Source organism: Rheinheimera pacifica, from assembly GCF_900108485.1.
GTDB lineage: Bacteria > Pseudomonadota > Gammaproteobacteria > Enterobacterales > Alteromonadaceae > Alishewanella > Alishewanella pacifica.
Genome location: NZ_FNXF01000004.1, coordinates 64,353 through 82,808, shown reverse-complemented (window position 1 = coordinate 82,808; position 18,456 = coordinate 64,353). Strand labels below are relative to the sequence as shown.

At 49.1% G+C, this 18,456-nt stretch carries 20 protein-coding genes; 6 read left to right on the top strand and 14 right to left on the bottom strand.

Annotated elements, in window-relative coordinates:
* Positions 1 to 100: 100 nt before the first annotated feature.
* From ribBA to glyA, 5 genes are all read right to left on the bottom strand, one after another.
* On the bottom strand, positions 101 to 1,210 hold the full coding sequence (ribBA, locus tag BLW68_RS06815) for a bifunctional 3,4-dihydroxy-2-butanone-4-phosphate synthase/GTP cyclohydrolase II (protein WP_092791645.1): 1,110 nt from the start codon (positions 1,208 to 1,210) through the stop codon (positions 101 to 103).
* 12 nt (positions 1,211 to 1,222) lie between these two features.
* Positions 1,223 to 1,873, bottom strand: coding sequence for a riboflavin synthase (locus BLW68_RS06810; RefSeq protein ID WP_092791643.1), 651 nt, complete (start codon positions 1,871 to 1,873; stop codon positions 1,223 to 1,225).
* A gap of 3 nt (positions 1,874 to 1,876) precedes the next feature.
* Positions 1,877 to 3,019 (bottom strand): bifunctional diaminohydroxyphosphoribosylaminopyrimidine deaminase/5-amino-6-(5-phosphoribosylamino)uracil reductase RibD, encoded by a 1,143-nt coding sequence (gene ribD / locus BLW68_RS06805; protein ID WP_092791641.1) that lies wholly within the window; start codon positions 3,017 to 3,019, stop codon positions 1,877 to 1,879.
* Positions 3,019 to 3,474: a transcriptional regulator NrdR gene (gene nrdR / locus BLW68_RS06800; RefSeq protein ID WP_068231240.1), complete on the bottom strand. Its 456-nt coding sequence runs from the start codon at positions 3,472 to 3,474 to the stop codon at positions 3,019 to 3,021. The genes ribD and nrdR overlap by 1 nt, the downstream gene beginning before the upstream one ends.
* Before the next feature lie 95 nt (positions 3,475 to 3,569).
* Positions 3,570 to 4,823: a serine hydroxymethyltransferase gene (gene glyA / locus BLW68_RS06795; RefSeq protein ID WP_092791639.1), complete on the bottom strand. Its 1,254-nt coding sequence runs from the start codon at positions 4,821 to 4,823 to the stop codon at positions 3,570 to 3,572.
* Positions 4,824 to 5,065: 242 nt separating this feature from the next.
* Between glyA and dinB the strand changes: the two genes are divergently transcribed.
* Positions 5,066 to 6,130 (top strand): DNA polymerase IV, encoded by a 1,065-nt coding sequence (gene dinB, locus BLW68_RS06790; protein ID WP_092791636.1) that lies wholly within the window; start codon positions 5,066 to 5,068, stop codon positions 6,128 to 6,130.
* A 65-nt stretch (positions 6,131 to 6,195) separates the two neighbouring features.
* Here dinB and BLW68_RS06785 read toward each other — a convergent pair whose 3' ends face one another.
* Together BLW68_RS06785 and BLW68_RS06780 are read right to left on the bottom strand one after the other, a co-directional pair.
* A complete protein-coding gene (locus tag BLW68_RS06785) occupies positions 6,196 to 6,408 on the bottom strand; it encodes a cold-shock protein (RefSeq protein WP_068230058.1) in 213 nt (70 codons plus the stop codon).
* Between the two features lie 271 nt (positions 6,409 to 6,679).
* Positions 6,680 to 7,990 (bottom strand): DEAD/DEAH box helicase, encoded by a 1,311-nt coding sequence (locus BLW68_RS06780; protein ID WP_092791634.1) that lies wholly within the window; start codon positions 7,988 to 7,990, stop codon positions 6,680 to 6,682.
* Between the two features lie 146 nt (positions 7,991 to 8,136).
* On the opposite strand from BLW68_RS06780, the gene BLW68_RS06775 reads away from it, so the two are divergent.
* Both BLW68_RS06775 and BLW68_RS06770 read left to right on the top strand, forming a co-directional pair.
* A complete protein-coding gene (locus BLW68_RS06775; protein ID WP_068230054.1) occupies positions 8,137 to 8,670 on the top strand; it encodes a DUF2058 domain-containing protein in 534 nt (177 codons plus the stop codon).
* A gap of 33 nt (positions 8,671 to 8,703) precedes the next feature.
* Positions 8,704 to 9,213 (top strand): GNAT family N-acetyltransferase, encoded by a 510-nt coding sequence (locus BLW68_RS06770; RefSeq protein ID WP_092791632.1) that lies wholly within the window; start codon positions 8,704 to 8,706, stop codon positions 9,211 to 9,213.
* Here the strand turns inward: BLW68_RS06770 and BLW68_RS06765 are convergent.
* Positions 9,210 to 9,944 carry a class I SAM-dependent methyltransferase gene (locus BLW68_RS06765; RefSeq protein ID WP_092791630.1) on the bottom strand — a complete coding sequence of 245 codons (735 nt, stop codon included), beginning with the start codon at positions 9,942 to 9,944 and terminating at the stop codon, positions 9,210 to 9,212. The two genes, BLW68_RS06770 and BLW68_RS06765, sit on opposite strands and share 4 nt — an antisense overlap.
* Positions 9,945 to 9,983: 39 nt before the next feature.
* Between BLW68_RS06765 and gloB the strand changes: the two genes are divergently transcribed.
* Genes gloB through BLW68_RS06750 form a run of 3 tightly spaced genes read left to right on the top strand, consistent with a single transcriptional unit; the run spans position 9,984 to position 12,916 of the window.
* The gene (gloB, locus tag BLW68_RS06760; RefSeq protein ID WP_092791628.1) at positions 9,984 to 10,751 is read left to right on the top strand and encodes a hydroxyacylglutathione hydrolase; all 768 of its coding nucleotides are present in this window, start codon (positions 9,984 to 9,986) and stop codon (positions 10,749 to 10,751) included.
* Positions 10,752 to 10,807: 56 nt separating this feature from the next.
* A complete protein-coding gene (locus BLW68_RS06755; RefSeq protein ID WP_092791626.1) occupies positions 10,808 to 12,412 on the top strand; it encodes a LysM peptidoglycan-binding domain-containing protein in 1,605 nt (534 codons plus the stop codon).
* Between the two features lie 21 nt (positions 12,413 to 12,433).
* On the top strand, positions 12,434 to 12,916 hold the full coding sequence (locus BLW68_RS06750) for a hypothetical protein (RefSeq protein ID WP_092791624.1): 483 nt from the start codon (positions 12,434 to 12,436) through the stop codon (positions 12,914 to 12,916).
* A 5-nt stretch (positions 12,917 to 12,921) separates the two neighbouring features.
* Here BLW68_RS06750 and BLW68_RS06745 read toward each other — a convergent pair whose 3' ends face one another.
* The 6 genes from BLW68_RS06745 to hppD all read right to left on the bottom strand — a co-directional run bounded on the left by BLW68_RS06745 (position 12,922) and on the right by hppD (position 18,340).
* Positions 12,922 to 13,134 (bottom strand): hypothetical protein, encoded by a 213-nt coding sequence (locus tag BLW68_RS06745; protein ID WP_092791622.1) that lies wholly within the window; start codon positions 13,132 to 13,134, stop codon positions 12,922 to 12,924.
* A gap of 37 nt (positions 13,135 to 13,171) precedes the next feature.
* Complete coding sequence (locus BLW68_RS06740) at positions 13,172 to 14,098, bottom strand: chemotaxis protein (RefSeq protein ID WP_092791620.1); 927 nt, start codon at positions 14,096 to 14,098, stop codon at positions 13,172 to 13,174.
* A 209-nt stretch (positions 14,099 to 14,307) separates the two neighbouring features.
* Entirely contained in the window at positions 14,308 to 14,952 is a 645-nt protein-coding gene (gene maiA / locus BLW68_RS06735; RefSeq protein ID WP_092791618.1) for a maleylacetoacetate isomerase, read from the bottom strand.
* 154 nt (positions 14,953 to 15,106) lie between these two features.
* Positions 15,107 to 16,123: a fumarylacetoacetate hydrolase family protein gene (locus BLW68_RS06730; RefSeq protein WP_092791616.1), complete on the bottom strand. Its 1,017-nt coding sequence runs from the start codon at positions 16,121 to 16,123 to the stop codon at positions 15,107 to 15,109.
* Positions 16,124 to 16,125: 2 nt separating this feature from the next.
* On the bottom strand, positions 16,126 to 17,274 hold the full coding sequence (locus BLW68_RS06725) for a homogentisate 1,2-dioxygenase (RefSeq protein ID WP_092791614.1): 1,149 nt from the start codon (positions 17,272 to 17,274) through the stop codon (positions 16,126 to 16,128).
* Positions 17,267 to 18,340, bottom strand: a complete 1,074-nt coding sequence (hppD, locus tag BLW68_RS06720) for a 4-hydroxyphenylpyruvate dioxygenase (RefSeq protein ID WP_092791612.1) — start codon at positions 18,338 to 18,340, stop codon at positions 17,267 to 17,269. Before hppD ends, BLW68_RS06725 begins: the two co-directional genes overlap by 8 nt.
* Positions 18,341 to 18,456 lie beyond the last annotated feature (116 nt).

Genomic DNA, 18,456 nt, shown 5'->3' with positions numbered 1-18,456 from the left:
GACCGCTGAAAATTAGCCGTGCATAATAGCACAACACTGCCTAAACCGGCATAGTCTTTGTAGCACAGGCTGACGCTTTCTTTACAAGCGAATAACCGGGTTATTCGCTAACGTAGTCCACCACTTCCAGGCCAAAACCCGACAAGGCATGGTATTTTTTCGGCTGGCTAAGTAAACGCATTTTCTTCACGCCCAGACTGGCCAGAATTTGCGACCCCACACCTACATTGCGTGAGGTGCCTTTCCACGGCGCGCTGCGCGGCTTTTCACCTTTATCTTCGGCTTCAAACGCCTGCACAGTGCGGATAAGCTCGTCGGTAGATTCATGTTTACCCAGCAATACCAGCACACCGCCATCTTTGGCAATGCGGGCCATAGCGGTATGCAGCGGAAAGCTGCGGTTTGCTGCCCGATCGGCCATTAATAAATCACTGAAAGTGTCATGTAAATGTACCCGCACTAAGGTGGGCTCATCAGCGCTGATATCACCTTTTACCAGAGCAAAATGAATTTGATTGTCGATGGTATCTTTAAAAGTCACCAGCTTAAACTCACCCACTTCGGTAGGTAGCTGGCAACTGGCAACTTGTTCTATGGTGGTTTCATTTAGGTTACGGTATTCAATTAAATCAGCAATGGTACCAATTTTAATGCCGTGTTTTTGCGCAAACAGCTCTAAATCTGGCCGGCGCGCCATGGTGCCGTCGTCGTTCAGTACTTCAACAATTACCGCGGCAGGTTCCAGTCCGGCTAAACGGGCCAGATCACAGCCGGCTTCAGTATGGCCGGCGCGCACCAGCACACCACCATCCTGCGCCATCAGCGGAAAAATATGCCCTGGCTGGACAATATCGGTGGGCCTGGCATCGCGCGCTACTGCCGCTTTTACCGTGCGGGCACGGTCTGCTGCTGAAATACCGGTAGTGACGCCTTCGGCCGCTTCAATTGACACGGTAAAGTTAGTAGAAAACGGCGATTTATTCGCATCAACCATTAACGGTAAGGCTAATTGGCTGCAACGCTTTTTCGTCAGCGTTAAACAAATTAAACCGCGGCCGTGAGTCGCCATAAAATTAATCGCTTCGGGCGTAACATATTCTGCCGCCATCACCAGATCGCCTTCATTTTCGCGATCCTCATCGTCCATCAGCACGACCATTTTGCCCTGACGGATGTCTTCAATAATTTCAGCAGGAGTATTCAGTTGCATAACAAACCTTATTTATAAAAAACCACGCTGAGCCAACAGCGCCATACTGACACCGCTATTGGCGCTGCCGTTGTCTTTACTGAGCAAACGTTCCAGGTAACGGGCAATTAAATCCACTTCAAGGTGTACCTGAGAACCTACTTTAAGCTGGGAAATGGTGGTTTGCTCTGCCGTGTGCGGCACTATGGTAAGCCTGAATGCATCACTGCTGAGCTCATTTACCGTAAGACTAACACCATCGATAGTCACTGAGCCTTTAGCGGCAATATAATGCGCCAAGGCGCTGGGTAACGTAAGCCAGATATGCCAGGCACGGCCGCTGGCTTCAATCTTTGTGACGCTGCTAACACCATCGACATGGCCGCTGACTAAATGCCCGCCCATCCGGGTAGTGGGCAACATAGCTTTTTCCAGATTAATCCGTTGCCCGGTTTTATACTGGCCGAACAAGGTATGTGCCAGTGTTTCTGATGATACATCAGCATCAAAGCTGTGCTTGCACAGTTTAGTTACCGTTAAACATACGCCGTTGCTGGCAATGCTGTCGCCCAGCTTTACATCGGAAAAATCCAGACTCTGGCTGTCGATAGTGACTGTAATATCGGTACCGCGCTGTTGTACCGCGCTGAGCTTACCTGTAGCTTCAATAATACCTGTAAACATAGGTTATCCCGTTACCCCTGTGGCCGTATGATTTACGGTGGCTGTAAGGCGTATGTCTGGCCCTACCATACGCATATCAGTCCAGCGTAATTCAGGCACCTGCGCCAGAGCAGTAAACTCAGGCAGCACTGCCAACGGCTGAGCAGTATTACCTAATAGTTTTGGTGCAAGATATACAATTAACTCATCCACCAGATTTAACCGTAACAGGGTGCCTGCCAGTGTAGCCCCTGCTTCTACCCATAAGGTGTTAACGTTTTCGCGCAGTGCTAAATGCTCCAGTAGCGCAACTAAATCAAACTGCGCTTTACTATCTAACGGGCAGTGGATCTGTCTGGCGATATTGGGTAATGGCCGTGAATTTTCAACCTTGCTGACACACAACAACACTTCGCCACCGTCATTAAATAGTGCCAGCTTGTGATCCAGGGTGCCGTTTCTGTCCAGAATCACCCGTTTGGGCTGGCGCAGTTCACCACTCTGCAGTGCTGTCACGCTATGCTGCAATTGCTCCGGGCGTAAATTCAGCCGGGCATTGTCGGCCAGCACTGTGGTGGCGGTAGATAAAATGGCACAGCTTTGTGCACGGTAATGCTGCACATCTGAGCGGGCGGCATCGGCGGTTAACCATTTACTGTCGCCGTTAGCCAACGCGGTACGCCCGTCTAAACTGGCTGCCAGTTTTAGCTGCACATAAGGGCGTTTGCGTTCCATCCGGCTTAAAAAGCCCGGATTTAATGCCCGCGCCTCTGCTTCGAGTAGCCCCACATCAACCTGAATACCGGCAGAGCGCAACATAGCCACGCCACGCCCGGCTACCTGTGGGTTCGGGTCTTGCATCGCTACCACCACACGGGCAACACCGGCAGCAATCAATGCCTCAGCACAAGGCGGCGTGCGGCCATAATGGCTACAGGGCTCTAGCGTGACATAACAGGTTGCGCCTTTAGCTGCAATGCCGGCTTCACGCAGAGCAGACACTTCGGCGTGGGGCCCACCGGCTTGCCTGTGATAACCAGACCCGACAACTACACCGTTATGCACCAGCACTGCGCCCACATTCGGGTTTGGGCTGGTGGTGTACCGGCCAAGCTCAGCCAGGCGGATGGCCTGGGCCATAAAAGTGGTATCAGCGGCGCTAAACATCAGGCTTTTTCCCCTAAGCGGGCAATTTCTTCACCAAATTCGCGGATATCTTTAAAGGAGCGGTACACAGAAGCAAAGCGCACATAAGCGACTTTATCTACTTTAACCAGCTCATCCATAATCAGGTTGCCCAGCAACTGGCTGCCCACTTCCCGCTCGCCGGTGGCACGCAACTGAGACTTAATTTTATTGATCAGCTGTTCAATCTGCTCGGTGGATACCGGCCGTTTTTCCAGCGAACGCAGCAAGCCACTGCGCAGCTTGTCTTCGTTAAAGGGTTCACGCGAGCCGTCGCGTTTAATAATGCGCGGCATCACCAGTTCGGCTGACTCAAAGGTAGTAAAGCGCTCATGGCACGCCAGGCATTCACGCCGGCGACGCACCTGATGGCCATCGGCCACCAGGCGTGAGTCAATTACCTTGGTATCGTCTGCATTACAAAACGGACAGTACATGATAGAAATCCTGCTAAGCTGCCAAAAAGCCAAAAAAGAAAGGGCCAGATAAAGAAATGGCCGCAATAGCGGCCATCATAGCACTTAATCAGCGTTTACGCATAAACCGGGAAACGGCTGCACAGCTCAGATACCTGGCCACGCACTTTATCAATAACACCGGCATCGCCACGGCTGTCCAGCACGTCACAAATAAAGTTTGCCACAGTGCGCGCTTCGGCTTCGTTAAAACCACGGCGGGTAATTGCCGGTGTTCCGATACGCAAACCTGAGGTCACAAACGGTGAGCGCGGATCATTCGGTACTGAGTTTTTATTTACCGTGATATGCGCCTGCCCTAACCAGGCATCGGCCTCTTTGCCGGTAATGTCTTTGTCTATTAAATCAAGCAGAAACAGATGGTTCTGTGTACCACCAGAAACCACTTTATAACCGCGTTGCTGCATGGCATCACACATCGCCACCGCGTTTTTCAATACCTGCTGCTGGTAAGTTTTAAATTCAGGCTGCAGTGCTTCTTTAAAGGCTACCGCTTTTGCCGCAATAACGTGCATTAACGGGCCGCCCTGGCCACCCGGGAATACCGCTGAATTCAGCTTTTTCTCAATTTCTTCGTTCTTACGGGCTAAAATTAAACCACCGCGCGGGCCTGCCAGCGTTTTATGTGTGGTCGTCGTAACCACATCCGCTACCGGTACCGGGTTCGGATATAAACCAGCGGCTACTAAACCGGCAACATGGGCCATATCAACCATCAGGTAAGCGCCTACTTTATCAGCGATATCACGAAACCGCTGCCAGTCAACAATACCGGAATACGCAGAGAAGCCGGCAATAATCAGTTTTGGTTTATGTTCCAGCGCCAGCGCTTCAGCCTGATCATAATCAATCACGCCAGTTTCCGGGTGCAGGCCGTACTGAACCGCTTTATACAGTTTACCGGACGAGCTGACATGAGCACCGTGAGTTAAGTGGCCACCATGTGCCAGGCTCATACCTAAAATAGTGTCACCCGCGTTTAACAGCGCCAGAAATACCGCAGAATTAGCCTGTGAACCAGAATGCGGCTGCACGTTAGCGTAATCGGCGCCAAACAGCTCTTTAGCACGGGAAATAGCTAAATCTTCTGCTATATCAACATATTCACAACCACCGTAGTAGCGTTTATGCGGGTAGCCTTCGGCATATTTGTTAGTCAGCTGAGAGCCTTGCGCTTGCAGTACCCGTGGGCTGGCATAGTTTTCTGACGCGATAAGCTCAATGTGCGCTTCCTGACGGTCGTTTTCATCGGTTATCGCTTGCCATAACTGTGGGTCGAAATCGGCAATATTCATATCACGCTTTAACATGCTTTCTCCTGGTGCGGCTTGCACGCGTAGTCTTAATCAAATTCAGCTGAATCAAAACTGGCTTAGTAAAATTGGCCGCCATTCTACCTTTAAATATGACTTTATGCACCCGCAATTTAGCCATCTAAACATCTAAATAATAAATGTATGGCTGGTTTAACCAGGCCACTCTGTGTTGCCAGCTTTACAATAGGAAAAACACAGCCTAATATACTGTATATAAAAACAGCCATGGTGTTGGCATGCGCAAAATTATACATATAGATATGGATTGTTTTTTTGCCGCGGTGGAAATGCGCGACAACCCGGCGCTGAAGCATATTCCTATTGCTATTGGCGGCTCACGACAAGCCCGTGGCGTAATCTCTACCTGCAACTACCCTGCCCGTGCTTATGGTGTGCGCTCAGCAATGCCAACCGGCCAGGCGTTAAAGCTGTGCCCTCACTTAACGCTACTCAGTGGTAATATGGAAAAGTACAGCGCGGCCAGCCGGCAAATCCGGGCTATTTTTGCCCGCTATACCGACAGCATAGAGCCATTGTCGTTAGATGAAGCTTATCTGGATGTCACCGATTGCCCGCTGTTTCATGGCAGTGCCACCCGTATTGCTGAAGATATCCGCCGGAGTATTTTTATTGAAACCGGCCTTACCGCATCTGCCGGTGTGGCACCGAATAAGTTTCTGGCAAAAATTGCCAGCGATGAAAATAAACCCGATGGTTTATGTGTTATTACGCCTGATGAGGTGAGCAGTTTTGTAAAAAAACTGCCGCTTAAACGCCTGCCGGGTGTGGGGGCAAAAACAGCCGAGCGCTTAAGTCAGTTGGGCTTAAACTACTGCGCCGATATCGCCACCGCCCCGCTGCCTTTACTGGTAAAACAGTTTGGCAGCCTGGCCGATAGCCTGTTAAAACGCAGCCAGGGTATTGATGAACGGCCGGTATGCAGCCGTGAACAGCGAAAATCGCTGGGAGTAGAACGCACGCTGGAACATGATTTACTGCAATATACCGAGTGTGTAGAAACACTGAGCCAGTTGCTGCCACAGTTACAACGCCGGCTGGATCACTACAGCAACACCGCGGCAGGACGGCTGACGCCGATTCAGAAAGTGGGTATTAAACTGAAGTTCAGTGACTTTCGCCAGACTACCGTAGAAAAACAAGGCCAGCCATTACAGCTTGATAAACTGCTGCCACTACTGGATGAAGCCTGGCAACGCCGCCAGCAGCAAGGGGTAAGATTAATAGGTTTACAAATAGGCTTTAAAACTGCGGCTTTACAGCAACTGGCCTTGCCGTTTTAATTAATTAGCACTCTGCAGATAACAGAAAACCGGCAAAAGCCGGTTTTATGCAAGCCTGGCCGGAATTACCCGATAACAGTTACGTTCTCAGCTTGTGGGCCTTTTTGGCCTTCAGTTACTTCAAAAGTAACTTTCTGACCTTCAACTAAAGTTTTACGGCCGGTACCATTGATCGCACGGAAGTGAACGAAAACGTCCTTACCACCATCACGCTCCAGGAAACCGTAACCTTTCTCTTCGTTGAACCACTTAACTGAACCGGAAATTAACTGTGACATAACACTCTCTTACTTTAACTAAATTTGCCAGCTCGCTGGCGACTTAAATATAACCGGTCATCTCAGCTGACTCGTATATATTTTCGCCCTCATTATCAGGTAAGCCATAGTAAGGGGTCAATAACCTTGCCTGCCGCACAGAAAATATTTTCTGCTTTGACCGTACCAGCAGCGTGAGCCACGTTACTGATAACCCTGTTGTTGTCAGCATGCTGAACAACAACAATTTTAGTGTAGCAGCAATACTGCTGAAAAAATAATCAGCACTAATTTATTTTTGCCGGCGCCTTACCGGTGCCAAACCATCGTCGCCACCTTCAAAAAACTGTGGTTTGTTTTTAACTACCGGCTTAACCGTTTTTGCTTTAGCTTTGCCCTGCACAGCCTTTTTACCCGCTACGGCTTTAACTGCTGCTTTTGCTACTTTAGGCTTGCCATCAAACTTAGCGGCCAATCCTTCCACTTCGCTAAAAGTGGTGGGCTGGCGTAAAAAAGCTTCAATCCGCTCTAATGCAGCAATATCTTTTGGCCCAACCAATGAAATGGCCTGACCTTTGGCGCCAGCACGGCCGGTACGGCCGATACGATGCACATACTCTTCTGCATGCTTGGGTAAGTCGAAGTTAATAACGTGCGATACCTGCAATAAATCCAGACCACGCGAGGCTAAGTCAGTCGTTACCAGTACCTGGTGTTTACCGGTCGCAAAAGCCTGCATTACCGCGTTACGGCTACTTTGCGTTAATTTTCCGCTTAACCCCACAGCGCTGCGGCCAAGCTGTTCACATAACTGCGCTAAGCGCTCGGCATCTTCGCGCGTGGCGGTAAAAATAATCAGTTGCTTAATATCATCCTGCTGTAAAAAGTGCTGCAGCAGAGCTTCTTTATGTGTCAGGTGATCGGCCAGGTAAAACCGCTGGCTGATATCCTGATGCTGTTGATGCGAGGCGCCAACAGCAACACGGTATGGGTTTTTCAGCAATGCCAGTGTCAGTTCATCAACTTCTGCATGATCCAGCGTGGCAGAAAACAGCAAGGTTTGGCGCAAACGGTGATCTGCGGCTTTATTGATCACTGTCAGCTGTGGCATAAAGCCCAAATCCAGCATCCGATCCGCTTCATCAAGGATCAGCATTTCCAGGCCATTAATAAATACTGATTTATGCTCAAGATGATCAACAAAACGGCCCGGCGTGGCAACAATAATATTTGGCTCGCGTTTAAGCAGCTTTTCCTGATCGTTAAAGTTTTCCCCGCCTACGATCAACGCTGACGTTAACGGTGTATTAGACACAAATAAGCGCAGCTGGGCATACACCTGTTTGGCTAATTCACGTGTCGGCGCCAGTATCAGCGCCCGCGCGTCACGCTTTGACAACGGCCGGCTTTTTAGCAAGCGTTGCATCATTGGCAACAAATAGGCCAGCGTTTTACCTGAACCGGTTTGCGATGACACGATTAAATCACGGCCAACCATCACAGCAGGAATAGCCTCATGCTGAATTTCAGTTGGCTTAACAAAGCCCAGATGCTGTACCGAGCGCATTAGCCGCGGATCAAGCGATAAATCATTAAATGGCAAAGTGAACCTCTTAAACCTTAAATTACCGCTATATAATACCCGAAGCTGGCAAATTGAGTTAGTTTGATTTCTTAACTGGCCACCTTTACGCTACTATAAGCGCAATAAGACAACCGCTAAAAAGCATTGAATGATCAGGGCACACCATGAGTAATGCACTAAAAGAACAACTATTAAAAGCTGGCCTGGCTGATGCCAAAAAGCTGAAAGCTGTAAAAAAAGAGAAGCACCAGCAAAAAGTTCAGGCCGGAAAAAACCAGAAAATAGTCAACGAAGCCAGTGTGCTGGCAGAGCAAACGCGCCAGCAGCAGATAGAGCGTGACCGGGTATTAAACCAGCAAAAACAAGCTGCACTGCAACAAAAAGCGATTGCCGCCCAGGTAAAACAGCTTATCAGTAACAACACCATTAAAGCTCAGGGTGAAGTAGCTTATAACTTTACCGATGGTAAGCTGGTTAAACGGCTGTATGTGAATAACAAACTGCATGACGAGCTAAGCCGCGGCCTGTTAGCCATTGCAAAGCAGGATGAGCAGTATTATCTGGTGCCGGCCGCTGTTGCCGAAAAAATTAAACAACGCCAGAGTGACAGCATTATTGTGCTGAACGTTAAGCAACAGCAGGTAGACGAAGACGACCCCTACGCCGATTTTAAAATTCCTGATGATTTAATGTGGTAAATCCCGCTTAGCCTTAGTAAGCAGAAGGTACAGATGAATACCCAATTGGTGTTAGCCAGCGTTGGTGAAATGCTGCAACTACAACACTGGTTTAGCAACGCAGAGCAACAACAAAGCTGGGGCGGTGATAACTTTGATTATCCGTGCACCGAGCTGCGTTTTCTGCAACTGCTATGCCGGCCAGGAGCACAAAGCTTTAGCTTAGTTGATAGCGATAACAATACCGTGCTGGGCTTTGGCCAGATATGTGACCGCTTTGCTTGCCATCATCTGGCCCGGCTGGTTATTCACCCGCAGCAACGCGGTAAAGGCCTGGCTAAAACGTTGATTAGTGAGTTGATTATTCAGGCGCTAAGCCAACAACGCCGCAACATATCGCTGTATGTACACCGCCACAATAGTGTTGCCCTGCAATGTTATACCAGCCTGGGGTTTGCGATTTGTCCGCCACCGGAGGCAGAAAATTCCCGCTTGCATTTTATGACGCTAGCGGCAGACGAGGCGATAACCAGCGTCAACCGCTACCTGCAACAGCAAAGCTAATCTGAGCGTTGTCTGGCGCTGACGCCTTTCACCTGTTGAGCAAAGGCGGGGCTTAATTGCCACTTAGGCTTGATCGGCGTCAGCGGCAACTCGCGTTTACGGGCTACCAGCAAATAGGCGGCACCAAAGTAATTCAGATACTGCTCATTACACAGTTGCCAGCGGGTTGCTTTATAGTCTTTTGCCAGCATGGCTGAACAAAAAAAGCGCTGCTCTGACAACACTTCAAAACCAATAAGATGCAGCCAGTCTTTAATGCGTGATGCGCTGAAAAACCGGCCTTGCCACGGATATTTCTGCGCCAGCCCCGGCAACCATTTTAAAAAACCGACAGCGCTGTATGGATTAATACCGCTGAGCAGTAAATAACCATCCGGCACCAACACCCGGTGTGCTTCACGTACCACATGATGCGGATCTGCAGTGTATTCCAGGCAATGGCTTAGCAGCACTGCGTCTACGCTGTTTTCAATCACAGGCAAAGCATCTGCTTCGGCCAGCATCAGGGCTTGCGGGCAATAGCGGCCGACACCGATATGATGCTGAATTTTGCAGTTGCTGGTGTCCAGCTGGCAGCTCAGATCACCGACTTTAAGCATGTAATAACCAAAAATCTGCTGCCACCAGGGCTGCAACTGACCGGATATTGCCTCAGACAGCGCCAGTCCTTGCGTAAACTGCCGCCAGTCAGACGGCGAAGTACGGTCTTTTTCGCTCAGTGCCGGTTTCATGTTAGATTAACAGCCGGATTTATTAAGGTGGTTGTCATTATGTATCACATTACTCCAGTGCCAGCGTTTGAGGATAACTATATTTGGGTGTTGTGTCAGCAAGACAACCCCAGTTGCATTGTAGTTGACCCCGGCGACGCGGGCCCGGTTTTAGCATTTTTACAGCAACAGCAAAAAATACCGGCGGCAATACTTATTACACACCATCATGCTGACCATACTGGCGGCATTACGGAGCTACAACAGCACTTTCCAAATGTCAGAGTAATAGGCCCGGCTATGGAACATAGCCGCATCCCGCAGCTTATAGAAACTGTGAACGACAATCAGGTGGTGGTCATTCCGCAATTAGATCTTACTTTTGCTGTCATCGCTTTGCCCGGCCATACTCTGGGCCATATTGCTTTTTATTCAGCACCCGTTTTGTTTTCTGGTGATACTCTGTTCAGCGCAGGTTGTGGCAGGCTGTTTGAAGGCAGCCCGCAACAAATGTGGCAATCGCTGCAAAAGTTGCTGGCTTTACCCGACAGTACCCAGATTTACTGTACCCACGAGTACACCCTGGCTAACTTAAAATTTGCTTTAACTGTGGAACCAGATAACGCGGCGCTACTCGAATACACGCAACGTTGTCATGATCTACGTTTGGCAAAACAGCCAACCTTGCCTGCAGAGTTAGCAAAAGAGAAACAAATTAATCCATTTTTACGCTGTACTAACAAAAACCTACAGCAGAAATGGCAAAAAGATAGCGCCTTGGCGCTGTTTAGCTGGTTAAGAGCCAGTAAGGACCAGTTTAAAAGCTGACTTGCATTCAGTGACCGAACAGGTAACATTCGATTTTTTACATGTGGAACAAAATAATGCTGAGAAGATTATCTGCCCTGGCTGGAGCCATGATCCTTGCAGGATGTGTTAGCACGGATAGCACTGACAAAACTAACATACCTCCTGTAGTAAAAGCCCCACAAACCAAACCGGCAGATTTTCATAAGCACGCCGCCAGCGCCGAGCAAATAGCCAATCGGTTATGGAGTGCAGGCCAGCCCTCGGGCAACGACATTATTGAACTTGATGCCACAGAATTAGAAGATTTATGGCAACGTATTCAGTTACAGATGAGCTTTAACGTGCCACAAACGCGGCCAATTGTAGAACAACGTAACTTTTACAGTAACCACCAGGCCTATCTGGACAGAGTCGCCAGCCGGGCCCAGCCGTTTTTATTCCATATCGTGCAAGAGCTGGAAAAACGCCAGATGCCATTGGAGCTGGCACTATTGCCTATTGTAGAAAGCGCCTTTGATCCCTTTGCCTACTCACACGCTGCCGCTTCTGGTATGTGGCAATTTATGCCTGCTACCGGCAAGCGCTTTGGTTTAAAACAAAACTTCTGGTATGACGGCCGCCGCGATGTAGTAGCGTCTACCCGTGCGGCGTTAGATTACCTGCAATATCTGCACGACAAACTCGAAGGTGACTGGCTCAACGCCATTGCCGCCTATAACTCTGGGGAAGGCCGGATCCTGGCGGCAATTAAACGTAATAAGCAAAAGCGTTTACCCACTGATTTCTGGTCGTTAGATTTACCGTCCGAAACTACGGCTTATGTGCCTAAGTTGCTGGCTCTGGTAGATATTCTTAAGCGTCCGGACGACTTTGATATTGTCTGGAAGTTTATTGCCAATGAGCCGAAAATAGATGTGGTAGAACTGAGTAACCAAATTGACCTGACAATAGCTGCTGAGATGGCAGGATTGAGCGTGGCTGAGTTACAGGCACTCAACCCTGGCTTTAGCCAATGGGCGACCGATCCTGACGGCCCGCATCATTTAGTATTGCCGGTAAATCAGGTAGAGACTTTCCGGCAGAAACTGGCGCAAACGCCAAGCAAAGACTTACTACGCTGGAAACGCTACACCGTAGCCAAAGGCGATACGTTGGGTAAAATAGCTCAAAAGCATGGCACTAATATCAGTGCCATTCAGCGCATAAATAAGCTGGATGGCAGCAATATTCGTCTTGGCCAGCATTTGATGTTACCGGTTTCTGCCGGCGACGAAGCAGATTACAGCTTAAGCCAGGTGGCCCAGGTACAGCAACAACAAACTAATAGCGGTACTAAGCTGGAATATACGGTTAAAGATGGTGATACCTTGTGGGACATCAGCCGTGAGCACAAAGTGACAGTAGCAGACCTGACTAAATGGAATACGTTAACGCAGCGCTCTACCCTTAAGCCAGGCCAGACACTGGCGATATGGCAACCAGCTGCAGCAACAGGTAACACCGCAGGCATATCCCGCACCGTTACCTACAAGGTGCGTAAAGGTGATTCTCTGGCCAGAATTGCCCAGCGTTTCAGCGTTTCAGTGTCTGATATTGTAAAGTGGAACAATATTAATACCGGTAACTACCTGCAACCAGGCCAACAGCTGAAACTGATGGTGAGTATGACACAGGTATAAACCGCTAACGGGGCTAGAGCCATGAAATTGCAATACCTGCTGCTAAGTACAGCATTACTGTTCACACCACTGAGCCAGGCACAGTTCGATATCAGTGGGGAGGGAAAAGTAACGCTTACCAACAACAGCAGCCAGACATTTGATTTCGGCTTTAGCTACTTTCGCCAGGATGGTACCTACCGCTTTATTGTTGGCCGCCAAAGCCTTAACGTACCATCCGTACCGCAGAAATATTCCATTGCTGTCATTCTGCAAGGCAACAGCCACGTCTGGGTACCCGATTTTATTAACGATCCAATCAGCAGTTTTGAACTACAACTGGAGCAATACTCCATCAAGTTGTTTGCTGATCCGCAGGCAGTAAATGCACCGGGAAACTTTGTGCTACAGCTAAATGATGAAACCTATTATTTTAATCGCGGTCCCGGCCAGATAAATTTTTATTTTACCGAAACCGGCATCCGCGATGTGCGGGTAGAAGGTATGTTTAAGCCGCGCAAATAGCCAGGTTACTCCGGCTCTTTCTGTAGCTGCAACGCTGAAACAGTGCCGGATGCTATACATAACAAAGGCGCAAGTAAGGTTAAAAACCAGCCTGCCTGTAAACCAATATCATGCCACCAGGCGTAACAAGCCGCCGTTAGCTGAAATATAATGCCGAACAAGCCCGCATAAACTAAAGCACGGTTAAGCAGCCTTTTGGGTAGAGAAAACACTTTCATTTTAATACCTGTTTACTTCTGCAATGCTGCATCAGCTTTAATCTGTCTGCATCCACTTTTGTACTGCAGACACCAGCTCGTCCGGGTGAAACTTAGCGATAAACTGATCTGCACCCACCTTTTTTACCATCGCTTCATTAAACACACCGCTAAGCGATGAGTGCAACACAACATGCATTTGCCGCAGTGCCGGATTAGCTTTTATTTCTGCCGTCAGGGTATAACCATCCATTTCTGGCATTTCAATATCAGAAATCAGCAACGGCACTTTTGTTGAAATATCGCCACCCAACTCTGCCGCCTTGGCGGTTAGCCAGTCCAGCGCCAGTTTACCGTCGTTGACCAGTTCAACCTGAATACCGATTGACGTCAGCGCCCGCTTAACCTGATTACGCGCTACGGCAGAATCGTCAGCTACCAGCACAATCAAATCTTTAAAGTTACGCTCTGTGGCTTTTACTTTTATATCTTCGCTGACCTCTTCGTTAACCGGTGTTATTTCTGCAAAGACTTTTTCTACATCAATAATTTGTACCAGCTTACCGTCAATTTGCGTAACAGCTGTCAGATAATGGCCTGCGCCCGCACCTTTGGGTGGTGGCATGATCTGATCCCAGTTTGTGTTAACGATGCGATCCACACCGCTGACCAAAAACCCCTGAGTGTGGCGGTTGTATTCGGTTACCAGCACATAAGCGGTAGATAAATCTTCAATACGTTTACCGCCGGTAGCCTGGCTTAAATCAATTACCATCACAGGTACACCGCGTAAATGCGCAATACCACGCACATGCGGGCTGGAACCTGGCATTTCTGTCAGCTCCGGGCATTGCAGCACTTCGCGCACTTTAAACACGTTTATGCCAAACGGCTGGGAGCCATACAACCGAAACAACAACAATTCCAGCCGGTTATTACCTACCAGATTTGTCCGCTGATTCACTGCGGCCATTAGTTTACTCATAATTTTGTACCTCTTGGGCTTTATCAGCCGCTGCGCGGTTAATACTAAACATGCGCTACTACAGCATGTTGCTGCCAGCTAAGCAATGCAGACTTATATCAGGAAGATAGAAATTTGTATAAGCATAGGCGAATATAGCTAATCGTCTAGCAAAACAGATGAAATGCTGCTGCCGTCATTACATCGCGGCAGCAGTATATTGTGCTGAGTTAGCTTAGCTGTGCGTCTGGTTGTTGCTCCGGGGCGGCCAGAGCAAAAGCAGCCAGTTGCTGGCAGTTGTGGTGCACGGCCATCACCGTTGGAAAGGCACTCATATCCAGCGCAAAGCGCTGAGCATTGTATACTTGCGGCACCAGGCACAAATCAGCCAATGTCACTTCATCGCCAAAGCAAAACTGCCCTGCGCTTTGCTTTAAGCGTTGTTCAAGTGCGTTAAAACCGGTGTTAAGCCAATGGCTAATCCAGTCTAGTTTTTGCTGTTCGCTTAATGCCAAAGGTCCGGTAAGGTATTGCAGTATACGCAGGTTATTCAGCGGATGCATATCACAGGCGATATCCAGTGCCAATGCACGCACTTTAGCCCGTGCGGCGGGTTCTTCCGGTAATAACACCGGTTGCGGATAGGTTTCGTCCAGATATTCTATAATGGCCAGCGACTGGTTCAGGCTAAGATCATCATCAACCAGCACAGGTACCAGTTCTGCCGGGTTTAGTGTTTTATAATCCGGGCTATGTTGCTCGCCGCCATTTTTAACCAGATGCACCGGCAGATTTTCAAACGTCAGCTGTTTTAAGTTTAGCGCGATACGCACACGATATGCTGCTGAAGAGCGCCAGTAGCCGTAGAGTTTCATTGTTATCCCCTGAAATTGAGCCAGGTAGAAGCACGGATGTACTTTTTTCCGCGACCGTTGAAGGCATGGATGCCTGAGTCGAGCCCCCAGGGATGGGTTTACGGCGTGTCGCGGAAAAAATGTACGCAGTGATGCTACCGAATCTGAGTCAAACTCAGGCTTTATATTGCACTACTTTCTGGTCAATGGCACCAAAGATGCTGTTGCCCTGCGCATCCAGCATTTCCATACGAATAGTATCGCCAAACTTCATAAATGCGGTGGTCGGCTTACCATCACGAATGGTTTCAATCATGCGGATTTCAGCGATACAGCTGTAACCTACTCCACCCTCGTCCACAGCAGTACCATATTCGGTGCCCTGCTTGTTTGATACTGTACCAGAGCCAATAACCGCACCGGCGCCCAGATTGCGGGTTTTCGCCGCATGCGCCACCAGCTGACCAAAGTCGAACGTCATATCGATACCGGCATTGGGCTTACCAAACAGTTTGCCGTTATAGGTAGACAGCAGCGGCAGATGCACACGGCCCTCACGCCAATTATTGCCCAGCTCGTCCGGCGTTACGGCTACCGGGCTAAAAGCGGATGACGGCTTAGATTGAAAAAAGCCAAAGCCTTTGGCTAGCTCATTCGGAATAAGGCCACGCAGCGATACGTCATTTACCAGCATCAGTAAGCGGATTTTGCTGCGCGCTTCGTCAGCGCTGCACGCCATCGCCACATCGTCGGTAATTACCGCTACTTCGCCTTCAAAGTCGATACCGTAGTCTTCGCTAACCACTTCAACATTGTCGCGCGGGCCGATAAAATCGTCCGAACCGCCCTGATACATTAACGGATCGGTCCAGAAGCTTGGCGGCATTTCGGCATTACGCGCTTTGCGCACCAGTTCAACGTGGTTCACATAAGCACTGCCATCGGCCCATTGATATGCCCGTGGTAAAGGCGATTCACACTGACCTTCGTCAAACGCCATTTCGCCGTCTACTTTGCCGCTGTTCAGCGCCTGATAAACTTCGTCCAGCTTTGGGCTTAACTGTGCCCAGCTGTCCAGTAATTGCTGCATAGTGGCGGCTACTGCCGGCGCTGCTACACAGCGGCTTAAATCACGGCTGACGACAACCAGCAAGCCATCACGGCTGCCATTTTTTAAACTTGCTAACTTCATTATTATTCCTTCGCCTGCTCTGGTTTTACTTTCCAGCTATTAACGTATTCCGGGTTTTCCGTCGCCAGCGCCGCAGCGCCCATCTCCAGCGCGTCGCGGGTATCAAGCATTACTGCCACTTCATCAGTAAATTTCTTTTTATACTCACGCCCGGCCGCAAAGGCTTTAGGGTGCGGGCCATGGGTAAAACCGGCCGGGTGGAAAGTGACCATGCCTTTTTCGATATTGTCGCGGCTGAAAAAATCACCGGCATGGTAAAACAGCACTTCATCGTAATCGTCATTGTTATGGTAAAACGGCACTTTTAACGCACCCGGATCGCTCTCAATCGGCCGGGGCACAAAGGTACACACCACAAAGCGCTGCGCAACAAAGGTAGTATGCGCCGACGGTGGTAAATGATAACGATGGCTCATCAGCGGTCGTATATCGCGCCAGTTAATGCGCATTACTGCTAAATCACCATGCCAGCCAATAGCATCCAGTGGGTTGTACGGGTAAGTAATCACCGATACCTGGCCGTGGCGTTTTACCTCAACCTGCCATTGCTGCTCGCTGTACTGCGCTTTAAAGGCAGCGTCAATTTTCGGCGTATCCAGCATGGCCGGGTCAAAAATAGCGTGATTACCTACCAGGCCTTTTTCCGGCAGCTGATAGCTGTCGTTAGTGGCTTCTACCAGCAGAATAAACATCGGCTCTTTTGGCTCTAACCGCCACATAGTCGAGCGCGGGATCACAATATAATCGCCGTCGCGCACTGTCATATGGCCGTAATCGCAATACAGCTCGGCGCTGCCTTCATGGATAAACAGCAGTTCATCACCGTCGGCGTTGCGCACCAGCTTGCTCATGTTGTCTTTAAGGCGCCAGGTGCGCATTTTACAATGCGCATTAAACAGCAGGTTGGGCACAGCCCACGGCGAATTAGTGTTATCGACACCAATCTCATTAAAGTTAAACAGGTGCGGTCGCAATGGCCCCTGCCAATCTGTCCAGCCGGTAGGCGCATGGCGGTGATGAAAGTGCGTGGCCGGGCCAAAAAAACCGCTGCGGCCGGTTTCACGCTCATATATCGCCTGCTCCGGGAAATCAGCATGCGCCTGTCTTGATACATCACCTTCCTTTAACGGAAACGATGCCCATTTACGCATTGCTTAACACTCCGCGCTGAATTTGATCTTCTTCGATAGACTCAAACAGTGCTTTAAAGTTACCCTCGCCGAAGCCTTCATTGCCTTTACGCTGGATAATTTCAAAGAACACCGGGCCAATCACGGTTTTGGTGAAAATTTGCAGCAAAATGCCGTCTTTCATCGGCGCGCCATCAATCAGAATACGTAACTCACGTAGTTGCTCTAAATCTTCATCGTGGCCCACTACCCGCTCGTTTACTTTGTTGTAGTAGGTTTCCGGCGTTGGCATAAAGTCCATGCCGCGGCTGCGCAGCGTGCGTACTGTTTCGTAGATGTCTTCGGTTGTCAGCGCAATATGCTGGATACCTTCGCCTTTGTATTCGCGGATAAATTCTTCAATCTGGGATTTATCGTCTGACGATTCATTAATAGGAATACGAATTTTGCCGCAGGGTGCTGTCATCGCTTTTGATACCAGGCCAGTGAGCTTACCCTCAATATCAAAATAACGGATTTCACGGAAGTTACCGATATTTTCATAGAAGCCAGCCCAGGTATTCATATTGCCGCGCATTACGTTATGCGTTAAATGATCCAGCACTTCCAGGCCAACACCGTGCTTGGTCATTTCAAGCTGCCAGTTGTCATAGTATTTAAAGTCAACATCGTACACTGAGCTGGCACCATAGCGGTCCACAAAATACAGCAAGCTGCTGCCAATACCGTAAACAGCCGGAATATTCAGCTCCATTGGGCCAATCTGGTTTTTATACTCTTTAGCACCGTTAGCTACTGCATGCTTTAACGCATGGGCAGCGTCTTTTACCCGAAATGCCATAGCGCACACACTTGGGCCGTGCTGACGGGCAAATTCTTCTGCCTGCGAGTTAGGCTCAGCATTAACAATAAAGTTGATATCGCCCTGCTTATATAACCAGGCTTGCTTAGAGCGATGCTGCGCTACTTCAGTAAAGCCCAGCGCATAAAATAAATCTTTTAACTTCTGAATGCCCTCGGCATTAGCAGCCGTGTATTCAACAAACTCGAAACCATCAGTTCCCAGCGGATTAGTTTTATCAGTCATTGTTATAGTCCTAAACTACGTCTTGGTTGGCGCTAATAATGCGCTTGCGCTAAAAAAAAGGAAGGGGGCAGCAAATAACAGCTTAATGCTTGCTAAACCGCTGTTTTGTAAAGCTG